This is a genomic window from Kineococcus anabasis (genome assembly GCF_054590795.1).
The window spans coordinates 144,880-158,376 of record NZ_BAAIHU010000001.1 but is presented as its reverse complement, the minus strand read 5'-3'; the positions used below and the strand labels follow the sequence as shown (position 1 = coordinate 158,376).

11 protein-coding genes and 1 tRNA gene are annotated in these 13,497 nt (G+C 77.5%); 8 read left to right on the top strand and 4 right to left on the bottom strand.

The window, feature by feature from the left end:
* Positions 1-6: 6 nt before the first annotated feature.
* A complete protein-coding gene (locus ACYQBY_RS00705) occupies positions 7-474 on the top strand; it encodes a hypothetical protein (RefSeq protein WP_459641888.1) in 468 nt (155 codons plus the stop codon).
* A gap of 563 nt (positions 475-1,037) precedes the next feature.
* Here ACYQBY_RS00705 and ACYQBY_RS00700 read toward each other — a convergent pair.
* Positions 1,038-1,121 (bottom strand) — tRNA-Leu (locus ACYQBY_RS00700).
* Between the two features lie 189 nt (positions 1,122-1,310).
* Here ACYQBY_RS00700 and ACYQBY_RS00695 point away from each other — a divergent pair.
* The 7 genes from ACYQBY_RS00695 to ACYQBY_RS00665 all read left to right on the top strand — a co-directional run bounded on the left by ACYQBY_RS00695 (position 1,311) and on the right by ACYQBY_RS00665 (position 11,538).
* On the top strand, positions 1,311-2,264 hold the full coding sequence (locus ACYQBY_RS00695) for an AAA family ATPase (protein WP_459641887.1): 954 nt from the start codon (positions 1,311-1,313) through the stop codon (positions 2,262-2,264).
* The gene (locus ACYQBY_RS00690; RefSeq protein WP_459641886.1) at positions 2,261-3,307 is read left to right on the top strand and encodes a DUF58 domain-containing protein; all 1,047 of its coding nucleotides are present in this window, start codon (positions 2,261-2,263) and stop codon (positions 3,305-3,307) included. The genes ACYQBY_RS00695 and ACYQBY_RS00690 overlap by 4 nt, the downstream gene beginning before the upstream one ends.
* A complete protein-coding gene (locus tag ACYQBY_RS00685) occupies positions 3,304-5,361 on the top strand; it encodes a transglutaminaseTgpA domain-containing protein (protein ID WP_459641885.1) in 2,058 nt (685 codons plus the stop codon). Before ACYQBY_RS00690 ends, ACYQBY_RS00685 begins: the two co-directional genes overlap by 4 nt.
* 116 nt (positions 5,362-5,477) lie before the next feature.
* Positions 5,478-6,551 (top strand): 3-oxoacyl-ACP synthase III, encoded by a 1,074-nt coding sequence (locus ACYQBY_RS00680; protein WP_459641884.1) that lies wholly within the window; start codon positions 5,478-5,480, stop codon positions 6,549-6,551.
* A complete protein-coding gene (locus tag ACYQBY_RS00675) occupies positions 6,545-9,265 on the top strand; it encodes an alpha/beta fold hydrolase (protein ID WP_459641883.1) in 2,721 nt (906 codons plus the stop codon). Before ACYQBY_RS00680 ends, ACYQBY_RS00675 begins: the two co-directional genes overlap by 7 nt.
* Positions 9,262-10,230 (top strand): NAD-dependent epimerase/dehydratase family protein, encoded by a 969-nt coding sequence (locus tag ACYQBY_RS00670; RefSeq protein WP_459641882.1) that lies wholly within the window; start codon positions 9,262-9,264, stop codon positions 10,228-10,230. Before ACYQBY_RS00675 ends, ACYQBY_RS00670 begins: the two co-directional genes overlap by 4 nt.
* Positions 10,231-10,479: 249 nt before the next feature.
* Positions 10,480-11,538: an App1 family protein gene (locus tag ACYQBY_RS00665; RefSeq protein WP_459642428.1), complete on the top strand. Its 1,059-nt coding sequence runs from the start codon at positions 10,480-10,482 to the stop codon at positions 11,536-11,538.
* 445 nt (positions 11,539-11,983) lie between these two features.
* On the opposite strand, the gene csrA is transcribed toward ACYQBY_RS00665, so the two are convergent.
* The 3 genes from csrA to ACYQBY_RS00650 all read right to left on the bottom strand — a co-directional run bounded on the left by csrA (position 11,984) and on the right by ACYQBY_RS00650 (position 13,476).
* Entirely contained in the window at positions 11,984-12,232 is a 249-nt protein-coding gene (gene csrA, locus ACYQBY_RS00660) for a carbon storage regulator CsrA (protein WP_459641881.1), read from the bottom strand.
* 228 nt (positions 12,233-12,460) lie between these two features.
* Positions 12,461-12,700, bottom strand: coding sequence for a hypothetical protein (locus ACYQBY_RS00655; RefSeq protein ID WP_459641880.1), 240 nt, complete (start codon positions 12,698-12,700; stop codon positions 12,461-12,463).
* Positions 12,697-13,476, bottom strand: coding sequence for a PilZ domain-containing protein (locus ACYQBY_RS00650; protein WP_459641879.1), 780 nt, complete (start codon positions 13,474-13,476; stop codon positions 12,697-12,699). The genes ACYQBY_RS00655 and ACYQBY_RS00650 overlap by 4 nt, the downstream gene beginning before the upstream one ends.
* Positions 13,477-13,497 lie beyond the last annotated feature (21 nt).

Here is a 13,497-nt window from a genome sequence, read left to right as displayed (position 1 = left end):
TTCGACATGACGGCGGGACCCGCATGGCTCCAGGTCGTGGCGCTCACCGCACTGGTGAGCGCCACCACCTGCGGGCTGTCGGGCTGCGGAGAGAACAACCGGGACCTCGACCTGCTGCAGGCCGAGCAGATCGCGACCTGGGAGCCACCGGGAGCCGCCTCGGTCGATGTCACGACCACCCAGGCTGACGGCGCAGGTTTCCTGGGGAAGCCCGTCTACGCCACCTACCGGCGAACCTTCACGTTGGACACACCCGCCACCGACGCCTTCCGCGCTGCCGTGCAAGCCGCACACGAAGACGGCTGGTCCGTCAGCACCGACGACGACGACTGGGTGGAGACCGGCACCAAGGTCCTACCCGACGGCAACAGTGCACTCATCGCCATCGACGCCTTCCAGGATCCGGCTCTGCGCCCCGACCACCTCAGCGACGAGTCCCTGCTCGTCAGCCTCACCCACCAGGGGCAGCGCTGACTCGAGGGTTCGGCTCATCGTCAGGTGGGGCCTGCTGCAGGTACAGCGCCGCCACGGCCTCGGGGTCGAGGCTGATGAACCCGGCGCGCCGGGACCCACCGGGACCGGGGCGCACGACGAGCCGGCCTTCGCCCCGGTCCACATCGGCCGAGTGCAGCCCCAGACCGTCTCCCCGGCGCATGCCTGTAGCAGTCACGACCCGCCACAGGGGGAGGTCGTGCTCTTCCCGGGGCGCCTCCAGCGACTGCTCGGTGGCGGCGGTGGAGGTCGCTCCCAGCCCGCGTGGTGAAACCCTCCTCCGCCTCGCGCTCCAGCTGCCCGTCGTCGTCGCGGTAGGAGATGCGGACCTCGTAGGCGGTCCTGCCGCGGGCCCGGGTCTAGGTGCTGGTCGTCCTGTCGCCGTTGCCGCGCTCGCTGGAAGCCATGGTGTCCCTCGAGAGTCCCGGGAGACTTCTCCGGGGCCACCGGCAGCGGTGGCCCCCTCGTCGTCCCACGAGTCGTCCCACGGGCTTCGACACGGTGGCCGGGAAAGCAGAAGCCCAGGTCAGAGACCTGGGCCGAAGTGTCCGAGGGGGGACTTGAACCCCCACCCTCTTACGAGGACTAGCACCTCAAGCTAGCGCGTCTGCCAATTCCGCCACCCGGACGAGTGGCCCCACCGTGCCGTTGCGGCGCCGTGGAAGCGATCAGAACACTAGCACGCACCGGTCGGCGCACGTCCCGCCCGGTGCCGCTCCCGGCTGCTCCGCATGGTGGAGAGCTGGCGACGGAGGGTGACGCCCGGTGGGGTGGCGGCCGATGCTGGGAACTCCTGCCCGACGTCCGGAAGGCCTGCCGTGCACCAGGACCCCACCGCCGCCGCCCGCGCGCTCGTCGACACCGTCGAGCGGGTCGTCCGCGGCCGGCGCGGCGCCGTCGAGCTCGTCGCCACCGCGGTGCTGGCCGGTGGCCACGTCCTCGTCGAGGACGTCCCCGGCAGCGGCAAGACGACCCTGGCCAAGGCGTTCGCCCGCGCCTCGGGCGCCGGGTTCGGGCGCGTGCAGGCCACCCCGGACCTGCTGCCCGCCGACATCACCGGCGGGGGCGTGTGGGACGCCGCCGCCGGCACCTTCCGCTTCGTGCCCGGACCCGTCTTCACGCACGTCCTGCTCGTCGACGAGCTGAACCGGACCTCCCCCCGCACCCAGTCCGCGTTCCTGGAGGCCATGGAGGAGGGCGCCGTCACCGTGGACGGCGTCCGCCACGCCCTGCCGGAGCCGTTCGTCGTCATCGCCACCCAGAACCCCGTCGAGCAGGTCGGCACCTACCCGCTGCCGGAGGGGCAGCTGGACCGCTTCGCGGTGCGCGTCGTCCTCGGCCCGCTGGGGGCGCGCGAGGAGCGCCAGGTGGTGCGCGAGCAGCTGCGCGCCGCCACGGTCGAGACCCTCCCGGCCGCCCTCGGCGTCGACGCGCTGCGCGCCCTGCGCTCGGCGGTGCGGGAGCTGCACGTCTCGGACGCCGTCGTGGAGCACGCCGTGGACGTCGTGCGGGCCACCCGCACCGCCCCGGAGGTGCTGCTCGGCGCCAGCGCCCGCGCCGCGATCGGGCTGGTCCGCTGCGCGCAGGCCCGCGCGGTGCTGCACGGGCGCGACCACGTCACCCCCGCCGACGTGCAGGCGCTCGCGGTGCCCGTGCTGGCCCACCGCCTCGTCCTCGCCGGGCCCCCCGGCGGCACCGCGGCCGTCGCCCTCGCCCAGCAGGAGGCCGTCACGCGCATCGTGCGGCAGGTGCCCGTCCCCGTGCACCGGTGAGCGCCACCCCGCAGCGCGCCGCGGCACCCCGCGCCCGCAGCACCGTGGGCGGCCGCTGCGCCGGGTACGCCCTGGCGGGCACGGTGCTGAGCGCCGCCGTCCTCGCCGACGCGTGGCTGGCCGTCGCCGCGGCCGCCACCGCGGGCGTCCTCGTCGCCGCGCGGATCCTGCGGCCCCGGGCCGGCGGCCTCGTCGTCGAGGTCACCGGCCCGGTGCGGACCACCGTCGGGCAGGAGGTCGAGCACGTCGTGCACGTGCGCAACGACGGCGCCCGCGCCACCTCCCCCGCCCGCCTGGTGCACCGCGCGGCCGGGTTCGGCGACGCGCCGGTGGCCGTGCCGGCGCTGGCACCCGGGGCGTCGGTCGCCGTGACCGTGCGGCGCACCGCCGTGCACCGCGCCGCCTCCCGCACGGGCGTCGCGGAGATCGTCGCGACCGACCCGTTCGGTGTGCTGGCCGTGCACGCGCTGGTCCCCACCGCCCAGCACCTCCTCGTCCACCCCGCGCCCCGCCCCGCCGCGGCGCTGCCCCCGCCCTCCTCGTGCGGGGCGGCCGGCGGTCCCGGCGCAGCCGGGGGCGAGCCGGACGGGGTGCGGCCCTGGCGCACCGGCGACCGGCGCCGGGACCTGCACTGGCGCAGCACCGCGCGCCGGGGCGTGCCCGTGGCGCTGGACCGCTCCGGCGGCGCGCCCTGCCGGCTCGTGGCGGTCCTGGACGGCGCCCCGGACCCCTGCGGGCGCCAGCCCGACGGCTGGGAGGACCTGCTCGCCGCGCACGCCGCCGCGCTGGCCGCGCAGCTGCGCACGGGCCGGCAGGTCGCCGTCGTGGCCCGTCTCGCGGGCGGCGCGCTCGCGGCCACGGACCTCACCGGGGAGGGGGCGCGCGGCCCGCGGGAGCTGCTCGACCTCCTCGCCGGGCTCGGGCCGGTGCTGCGGGCCGACGAGGACGTGCTGGCGCGCGCCGCGCGGTGGGCGGGGTGCGGGCACGTCGTGCTCGTCCGCGCCGGGGGGTGCGGCCCGCGCCGGCCCGGGTGGGCCGCGTGAGCGCGCCGCGCGGGCCCGCCGGGGTGCGGCCTGCCCCCGCCACCCGCACGGGCGCGGCGCTGGCGTGCTGCGCCCTGGTGTCGCTGCTGTGCGGGACGTGGGCGCTGGCCGTGACCGGTCTGGTGCCCGCGGGCACGGCGGTGGCGGCGGGCCTGGGCCAGGTGCTCGTCTGCGCCCTGCGCGCCGCACCGCGCGGCACGAGCCGGACGGCGCTGCGCCCGTGGGGGTGCGGGCTGCTCGCCGGCGCCGTGACCGCGCTGCTGTGGTGGCGGGGGGAGCACGACCTCGCCGCGCCCCTGGCGCTGGCACCCGTGCTGACCGCGAGCCTGGCGACCGGCGTGGCGGCCGCCGCGGACGGCGCCGCACGGCTGCGCGGGCAGCTGCTGCTGGGGGTGCTCACCGCCGTCCTGGCCGCCGCCGCCGTGCAGGCCGGCACGGCGCTGGCGGGGCCGCTGCTCACCGGGTGGGCGGCGCTGGCGTGCGGCCTCGTGCTGGCACAGGCGCCCGACGTGGCCCACCCGGCGGCCGCGCGCCCCGCGACGGGCTCCCCGTGCCGGGTGCGGGAGCTCGCCGCGCCCGTCGCCGTCGCCACCCTCGTCGCCGGTGTCCTGCTCGTGGCCGCGCCGCTGCCGGGCCCGGGCGGGACGCCCCCGCTGCAGGCCCTCGCCGGGCGGCTGCGCGCCGCGGACACCGGCACCGTCCCCGGCACGGCCCCCGGCGGCTCCCCCGGGCAGCGGCGGGCGTCGGCGTACGCCTCCGGGCACCTGGACCTGCACGCGCGCGGGACGCTGGGCGAGGAGCCCCTGCTGGCGGTGCCCGCCGCGTCCCCCACGTGGTGGCGGGCGGCGGTGCTGGACACCTACGACGGGCGGTCCTGGAGCACCGCGGTGCCCGCCCCCTCCTGGCACGCCGACGCCGACGGGTTCGCCGCCCACGACCCCGACGTGGCCCGGGCCGCGCCCGTGCAGGACCACGAGGTCACCCCGCTCGGCGCCTACCGGGCGGTGGTCTCCCCCGGCGCGCCGCTCCTCGTGCGGCCCGGCCGCAGGGCCGCGAGCACCGCGGGCTCGGCGCTGCTGCTGCACGACCGCGCGCCGTACGTGGTCACGTCCACGCCGCAGCCGGCCGTGGGCGCCACCCCGGCCGCCGGCACCACGGGCACGGCGTCCCGCAGCGACGCCGGCCCCCGCGACGACGGGGCGTCCCTGCAGCTGCCCGACCGGCTGCCGCGGCGCGTGCGGGACCTGGCGGCCCAGCTGGCCGAGGGCCCCGGCGGGCGGCGCGAGCACGTCCTGCGGGTGGAGGACCACCTGCGGCGCACCGCCCGCTACAGCCTCGCCGCGCCCGTGCCGGCCCCGGGCCGCGACGCCGTCGACGTCTTCCTGTTCGAGGACGCGGTGGGGTTCTGCGAACACTTCGCCAGCGCCGAGGTGGTCCTGCTGCGCGCCGCGGGGGTGCCCGCCCGCCTCGCCGCCGGGTTCGCCGGCGGCCACACCGCGGGCGGGGGCACCCGGGTGCTGCGCTCGCGCGACGCGCACGCCTGGGTGGAGGTGTGGCTGCCCGGGCAGGGCTGGGCGGTCTCGGACCCCACCGCGGGCAGCACCCCGGCCGCGGTGTGGACCTCGCCGGGGCACTGGCTGGCGGAGGCCGCCGCCACCCGCACCGGCCGCGCCCTCCTCCTCGCGGGCCTGCTCGCCGCGGCCGCCGCGGCGGCGGCGGGAGCGGCGGGCGCGGGTGCGCTGCGACGGCGCCGCCGCCCGGAGGGGACCCGCCCCGCCGGGCCGCGGGGGACGCCGCCCGTGCTCGCCGCCCTGGACGCGCTCGACGCGGCCCTGGCACCGGCCGGCCTGGCCCGCGGGCGGGCCGAGGACCTGCGGGCCTTCGCGCTGCGGTTGCGCGCCCTCGGCGAGCCCGCCGCCGCCGACGCCGTCACCGTCGCCGCGCAGGCGTGCTACGCCCCCTCGCTCCCGGAGGAGGCCCGGGTGCGGGCCGCGTGCGCGGCGCTGCACGAGGCCGCCGCGCGGCACGGCGCGCAGGGCCGCGCGGCCCGCTGAGCGGCCGCGCGGACGCACGCCGCGCCCGCTGCCGACGCGGAGGGTGACGGGCCGAGGGGCCTGATGGCGGTTAGCCTTGCGGTCCACACCTCGGCACCACGGACTTGGGGACGCCCTTGAACGGCAACTCGCACGGGAGCTCCACGCCCGGCGCGCAGCGCGCGGGACGCGCCGGCAGCACCCTCTACCGGCAGAGCAACGCCGCCCTGCTGTCGATCGCGAGCCTGGAGGCGCCCGTCGTCGTGCCGTCCTCCTACTTCGACGAGGTGCTGGCGCCGACGCTGGAGCGGCTGCGGCTCAAGCCCGGGCTGCTGCAGAAGGTGGCCGGGGTCACCGAGCGCCGCTGGTGGTCCGAGGACACCCCCGCCGCCGAGGCCGCCGCCGAGTGCGGCGCGAAGGCGCTGTCCGAGGCGGGCGTGCAGCCCGGCGAGGTGGGCCTGCTCATCAACACCACGGTCACCCGCCCGCACCTGGAGCCGGCCGTGGCCACGGCCGTGCACCACGCGATGGACCTGCCGCCGGCGGCGCTGAACTTCGACATCACCAACGCCTGTCTGGGCTGGGTCAACGCCCTGCAGGTGGCGGCCACGATGATCGACGCCGGCGCCGTCCGGTACGCCGTGGTGCTCGGCGCGGAGGACGTGCGCCCCATGCACCGCGGCACCATCGAGCGGCTCTCGCGCCCGGAGGTCACCCGCCGGGACTTCCTGGACCAGTTCGCCACGATGACGCTGGGCTGCGGGGCGGCGGCGGCGGTGCTGGGCCGCTTCGACGAGCACCCGCAGGCGCACCGCATCGTCGGCGGCTCCGCGAAGGCGGGCACCGCGCACCACGAGCTGTGCATCGGCGACATGGGCCACATGCGCACCGACGCCAAGCTGATGCTCACCGAGGGCATCGAGATCGTCGCCGACGCCTTCCACGACGGCAACGACGAGTTCGCCTGGGCGGACGCCGACCGCTTCGTCATCCACCAGATCTCCAAGGTGCACACCGACACCGTCGTCAAGCGGCTCGGCCTGGCACCGGAGAAGGTGCCGCTGACCTTCCCCCGGTGGGGCAACGTCGGCCCGATCTCGCTGCCGATGACGCTGGCGAGCACCGCACCGGAGCTCGTCGCGGGGCAGAAGGTGCTGTGCATGGGCGTCGGCTCGGGGCTGAACTCCGCGATGATCGAGATCGCGTGGTGAGGACCGCCCCCTCCCCCGCGCAGCTGCCCCCGCCCGGCCTGCCCGGTCTGCGGCCGCAGTGGTCACGGCTCGTGCAGGCCCCCGACGCCGAGGGCACCGCGCGGACCTGGCACGTGCTGGACACCTCCCCCGACCCGGCGGTGCCGGTGCGGGGGACGCTGCTGTGCGTGCACGGCAACCCCACGTGGTCCTACCTGTGGCGGGACCTGGCCGGGCGTGCCGAGGGCTGGCGGGTGCTGGCGCCGGACCAGCTCGACATGGGCTTCTCCGAGCGCACCGGCACCCGGCGCACCCTGGCCCAGCGCATCGCCGACCTGCAGAACCTCGTCGCCGCGCTGGGGGTGACCGGGCCGGTCGTGGCCGTCGGGCACGACTGGGGCGGTGTCGTGGCGATGGGCTGGGCGGTCGCCGAGCACGCCCGGGACCGCGCCGACGGTGCGGCGGGCCGGCACCGCGCCCCCTCCGGCGCCTCCCCCGGCGCCGGGAGCACGGCGACGGCGGGGCCGCCGCTGCGGGTGGAGGGCCTCGTGGTGTGCAACACCGCCGCCTCCCACCCCGCGGGCGCGCCGCCGCCCGGTCCCCTGAAGCTGGCCACCCTCCCCGGGGTCCTGCCCGCGGTGACCAGCCGCAGCGACGTGTTCCTGCGGACCACGCTGGCCCTGACCCACCCCCGCCCGCCCGCCGACGTGCAGGCCGCCTACCGGGCGCCGTACGCCACCGCGGAGCGCCGGGCCGGCATCGAGGCGTTCGTCGCGGACGTGCCGACGGGCGTGGCGCACCCCACACAGGCCACGTTCGACGCCCTGGCCGCGGAGCTGTCCACGCTGGCCGACGTCGACGCGCTGATCCTGTGGGGCCCGCGGGACCCGGTGTTCACCGAGCACTACCTGCGGGATCTGCGCGCGCGACTGCCGCACGCCGCGGTGCACCGCTTCGAGGGCGCCGGGCACCTGCTACCGGAGGACGCCGACGTCGCCGGGGCGGTGCTGACGTGGCTGCAGGCGCGGGAGGAACCCCCGCCGCCGGCGCCCACCGGGGAGCACCGGCCGCTGTGGACGGCCCTGCAGGAGCGCCGCGACTCCGGCGCCGACGCGGTCGTGGAGGTCCGGCGCGTCGAGGGCGGCACGCGGGTGCGGCGCATCCCGTGGAGCATGCTGCACCGGCGCACGCAGGAGCTCGCGGCGGGCCTGGCGGCCTCCGGGGTGCTGCCCGGGCACCGGGTGTCGCTGCTGGTGCCGCCGGGGGCGGACCTGACGGCGGTGATGTACGCGTGCCTGCGCATCGGCGCGGTCGTCGTGCTCGCCGACGCGGGCCTGGGCGTGAAGGGCCTGCACCGGGCGGTGCGGGGCGCCGGGCCGGACCACGTCGTGGCGGTGCGCAGGGGCCTGCTGGCGGCGCGGGCGCTGGGCTGGCCGGGGCGGCGCTTCGCGGCGGGCGAGGTGCCCGCCACGGTACTGCGGGCCTCCGGGGCGCACGCCACGCTGCTGGAGGTCGCGGAGCTGGGCGCGAAGCTGCTCGCGGGGCGGGAGCCGTCGGACGTGCTGCCGCCGGAGCCCGGACCGGAGGCTCCCGGGGCGATCCTGTTCACCTCCGGCTCCACCGGCCCGGCCAAGGGCGTGGTGTACACCCACCGGCAGCTGGCGCAGCTGAGCCGGGCGATGGGCGAGACGATGCGCACCGGCCCCGACACCGGCCTGGTGTCGGCGTTCGCGCCGTTCGCGCTGTTCGGGCCCGCGCTGGGCGCCACGTGCGTGGTGCCGGACATGGACGTCACCAAGCCCGCCACGCTGACCGCGGCGGCGCTGGCCGATGCCGTGGTTGCGGGCCGCTCCAGCTCGGCGTTCCTCTCCCCCGCGGCCCTGGCCAACGTGGTCGCCACCGGCGGGGACCTCGACGAGGCGCAGCGCGAGGCGCTGGCAGGGGTGCGGACCCTGCTCTCCGCCGGCGCGCCCGTGCACCCGCGCCTGCAGCACGCGGCCCGCGAGCTGATGCCGCTGGCGCAGCCGCGCACCCCCTACGGCGCGACGGAGGTGCTGCCCGCCACCGACGTGAGCCTGGAGGAGATCCTCGCCGCCGGGCCGGGCGAGGGCATCTGCGTGGGCACCCCCGTGCCCGGGGTGACGGTGGCGCTCGCCCCGCTCGACGCGGACGGGACCGCCTCCACCGAGGTCGTGACCACCCCGGGCGTCACCGGTGAGGTGGTGGTGCGCGCCGAGCACGTGAAGGACCACTACGACCAGCTGTGGCTGACGCAGCGGGCCAGCACGCTGGTGAGCGCGCCCGAGGACCTGGGCACCGGCCGCTGGCACCGCACCGGCGACGTCGGGCACCTCGACGCCGAGGGCCGGCTGTGGGTGGAGGGCCGCCTCGCGCACGTCGTCGTGACCGACGGGGAGGTCGTGACCCCCGTGGGCGCCGAGCAGTGCGCCGAGACGGTCGCCGGCATCGCCCGCGCCGCGCTCGTGGGGGTCGGCCCGCGCGAGGTGCGCCAGCTCGTCGTCGTCGCGGAGGCCTCCGAGCCGGTGCGGCGCACGACGGTCGCGCCACCGGTCCTGGCGCGGCACGTGCGCGCCGCGACCGGCCGCGACCTCGCCGCGGTGCTCCTGGTGCCGCGGCTGCCCACGGACGTGCGGCACAACTCCAAGATCGACAGGGTGCGGGTGGCCGCGTGGGCGGAGCGGGTCCTCGCGGGGGAGCCGGGGGTGCCGCTGTGAGGGTCCTGGTCACCGGAGCCAGCGGGATGCTGGGCCGGCGCACCGCTGAGGCGCTGGTGCGGCGCGGCGATGCCGTGCGGGTGCTGCAGCGCCGCCCGGCGGGCATCACCGGCACCGAGGAGGTGCTGGGCAGCATCACCTCCCCCGACGTGGTCCGGGCCGCGGTGCGGGACGTCGACGCGGTCGTGCACCTGGCCGCGAAGGTGTCCATCACCGGCCCCGAGCACGAGTTCACCGAGATCAACGTGCGCGGCACCACCCGCCTCCTGGACGCGGCGCGCGCCGCGGGGGTGCGCCGGTTCGTGCACGTCTCCTCGCCGTCGGTGGCGCACACCGGCACCGCGCTGGTCGGGGTGGGGGCCGGGCCGGCCGAGCCGGAGCACGCCCGCGGCCACTACGCCCGCACCAAGGCCGCGGCCGAGCTGCTGGCGCTGGGGGCGGACTCCCCGGACCTGGCGGTCGTCGCGATCCGCCCGCACGTCGTGCTCGGGCCCGGGGACACCCAGCTCGTGCAGCGCATCGCGGACCGGGCGCGCGCCGGGCGGCTGCCGCTGCTGGACGACGGCACCGCCCTGATGGACACCACCTACGTCGACAACGCCGTCGACGCCCTCGTCGCGGCGCTGGAGCGCACAGCGCACGCCCACGGGCAGGCGCTGGTCGTCACCAACGGCGAGCCGCGCACGGTGGCGGAGGTGTTCGCCGCGATCTGCGAGGCCGCGGGGGTGCCCGCCCCGGCGCGCAGGGTGCCCTCGGCGGTGGCGAAGGCGGCCGGTGGCGTGGTGGAGGGGCTCTGGACCCGCCTGCACCTGCGGGACGAGCCGCCCATGACGCGCTTCCTCGCCGAGCAGCTCTCCACGGCGCACTGGTTCGACCAGCGGCGCACCCGCGAGGTGCTGGACTGGGCGCCGCGGGTGCCGATCGACGAGGGCCTGCAGCGCCTGGTGGCCGGCTTCCCGCGCTGAGCGCCCATCCCGGGCCGGCATTGCGGGCCGGCGCTGCGGGCGGCCCCGCGACCGGGCCGCGGGGGCGTTCGAGATGACGTGCGGCGGTCACCCGGTAGCGTTCCGGACATGACCACGACCGGCTCCGCTCCGCTGCGCCGTTCCCTCCCCGAAGACCTGCAGGAGCGGCTCTCGCGCCACTCCCCCGACCTCGACGTCGACCTGTCGCCGCTGGAACCGGGCGAGCACGGCCTGCACCGCGCCGCCCGCATCGAGGACGCCCTCAAGGGGTTCCTCGGCGGGCGGCTGCGCGCCAAGGGCTGGCGCTCCCGGGTCTTGGCGTACCCGGGCTACGGAGGCCCCGGCTGGGTGCGGGTGATGGGCAGGGTGCTGCTCTCCCAGCGGCCCACCTCACCGCTGCGGCCGAAGCCGGAGAGCCAGCCGACGGTGCGCGGCTGGCGGGCCTTCGCCACGGTCCCGGTGGCCGGCGTGGAGGTGCTGGTGGAGTTCCCCGGCGCCGAGGGTGCCGCCCGCACGGTGCTGAGGACGGACCGCGGTGGCTACGTGGACGAGCGCGTGGAGGTGGACCTGCCCCCGGGGGTGCACGAGGTGCGCCTGTCCCTGGCCCGCAGCGGGCAGCGCGGGGCGCACCGCGCGGACGCCGCGCCGGAGTCCAGCGGCACCTCGCAGGTCGTCGTGGTGGGTGCCGGGCCGGTGCGTGGCCTGGTCAGCGACATCGACGACACGGTGGTGGTGACCCGCCTGCCGCGCCCCCTGATCGCGGCGTGGAACACGTTCGTGCTGCACGAGAAGGCGCGGGTGCCGGTGCCGGGGATGGCGGAGCTGTACCGGGAGCTGCTGCACAGCCACGAGGGCTCGCCGGTGGTGTACCTGTCCACCGGTGCGTGGAACGCCGCGCCGGCCCTGATCCGGTTCCTGAACCGCTCGGGGTACCCGTCAGGGCCGCTGCTGCTCACGGACTGGGGGCCCACGAACACCGGCTGGTTCCGCGACGGCAGCACCCACAAGAAGAAGGCGCTGGAGCGCCTCGTGCAGGAGCTGCCCAACGTGCGGTGGCTGCTGGTGGGCGACGACGGGCAGCACGACCCGGTCATCTACGGGGAGTTCTCCGCGGCGCACCCGGAGAAGGTCGCGGCGGTGGCCATCCGGCGGCTGACGCCCACGGAGAAGCTGCTGGCCAGCGGCCTGTCGCCGACGGACCAGGTGTCCGTGCCGCCGGGCGCGGAGGACGTGCCGCGCGTCTCGGGCGGCGACGGGTTCGAGCTGATGCACCGGCTGCGAGGTGCCGGCGTCCTCGCCGACGGCTGAGGTCCCCCGCCCCACCGGTTCCGGCGCCTCCCCGCGCCGGGGCCGGTGGGACGGGAGGCGGTGGGACGGGAGAACGACGGACGGGGCCGGCCCCTGGGGGGCCGGCCCCGTCCGGGGCGTTGCTGGGTGTCGTCAGAGACGGACGCGGCGCGGGTTGGCCACGGAGGTGAGGAGCACCTCGTCGGTGCTGCTGTTCTGACGGTCCTGGGCGGTGACGGTGACGTCCATGGTGACCCCTCTCGTTGCGCGGACCGCGCTGGCGGCGCGGTAGGTGCTCGATCTCGGCCGGGACCACTCTGTCCTCTCACCCGGTGGGTGACGAGCCTGTTCGCCGGGTGCGGGGGCTTCGCGCCGTCCGCCGTCCGGTGCTCCGTAGTGTAGGGAGGGGCCTGCACGCTTTCCTGTCAGGACGGCGTCGTTTGCACGTTCAAGAGAGTGATGTCCGTCACCTCGGGGGCGCGGTCTTGCCCTCGCGCACGGCTCCGCGCAGCGCGGAGATGCCGTCCTCGCTGGCGGCGGCGGCGGCGACGTTGGCGTCCCGCACGGCGTCGTACACCTCCTGCCGGTGCACCTGCACGTCCCGGGGGGCGTCGATCCCCACGCGGACCACGTCACCGCGCACCTCCAGGACCCGCACCACGACGGACTCCCCGATGACGACGCTCTCCCCGGCCCTCCGCGTCAAGACCAACATGGTGTCAGCATAGGGTCACCATGCGTCATCTGCCGCCGCGGTGGGAGCGCGCCGCGGGAGCAGTTCGCGTCCGCGCCGCGCGGGCCCCCGGCCCGGCCGGCGGGCTGCGCCGCGGAACGCGCCGAGGCCCCCCGGGCGTACCCGGGGGGCCTCGGCGCACGGTGGCGGCCTCGTGCTCAGGCGGTGGGCTCAGGCGGTGGGCTCAGACGGTGGGCTCAGGCGGTGGGCTCAGACGGCGTCGGGCAGGTCCGTGCGGCGCCGGCCGGGCGCCTCGTCACCGGCGGCGGCGTGCTCGCTGTGCTCGTAGCCGCGGACGATGTAGCGCACCACGTGCCCGCCGACGGCGGCGAGGACGAGCCCGAGCACCAGGTGCAGCAGTGCGGTGTCGACGTCCCCGGCCCCGGTCAGGGCCGCGTACAGCGACGGTCCGGCCATCAGCAGGCCTGCAAGGACGACCAGGCTCGTCATCGTTCCCCTTTGCGTCGGTGCTCGATCTGGACACGCAGGACGTACCTGCGCAGGTGGTCGGCCTGCTCGACCGGCTCCACGAAGTGCAGCTGCACCTCGACGGCCCCGGGGGCTCCGCCCGGGAGGGGGCGGGTGCGCAGGACCGCGGCCTGCTGGTCGATCCTCACGCCGTCGACGACCGTCCGGAGACGGGCGCGACGGCCCGAGAGGGCACCGCCTGCGGCGGCGAACGCCAGGCGGGCACCGCCCTCGGAGATGTCGACGAGCTGACCGGAGTAGGCCTCCGGCAGCTCGCCGGCCTCCTGCTCTGCATCGGCACCGGCGGACGTGTCCTTGAGCGCGGGCTCCTCCTGCTGCTGCGGCGCGGCGGCCCCCGCGCTCTGCTCGACGGACAGCTCGCCCCCGGACGTCTCCCGCCGCACGGACAGCTCCCGCGGCGGGCGCTGGTCGGCGACGAGCTCGAGCTCGGCCGGGCCGGTGACCGCCGCCCGCACGTAGCGGCGGCGCTGCTGCACGGTGATGGCCGTGGCCGGCGCCAGCCGCCACACCCGCACGTTCTGCCGCTCGACGGCGACGAGGTGGAAGCGCTGCATGCAGACACCGCGCTCGCTGGCCCAGCTCAGCAGGACCTCCCGGCCCGGGTAGGCCCACCGCAGGTCTCCGGGGAAGCGCGGAGCGGCGATGACGAGCTGCTCGCCGTCGACGTCCTCCACGCGGCTGGGGGCCTCGATGTCCTGCCCGGTCTCGCCGTCCGACGCGTGGATCTCGAGGGTCACACGGCCGTTGACCGCGGGCCA

Bases quoted from the DNA above. Each gene is read 5' to 3' on its own strand.
- ACYQBY_RS00705 (WP_459641888.1), top strand. From the start codon at position 7: ATGACGGCGGGACCCGCATGGCTCCAGGTCGTGGCGCTCACCGCACTG.
- csrA (WP_459641881.1), bottom strand. From the start codon at position 12,232: ATGTTGGTCTTGACGCGGAGGGCCGGGGAGAGCGTCGTCATCGGGGAG.
- ACYQBY_RS00655 (WP_459641880.1), bottom strand. From the start codon at position 12,700: ATGACGAGCCTGGTCGTCCTTGCAGGCCTGCTGATGGCCGGACCGTCG.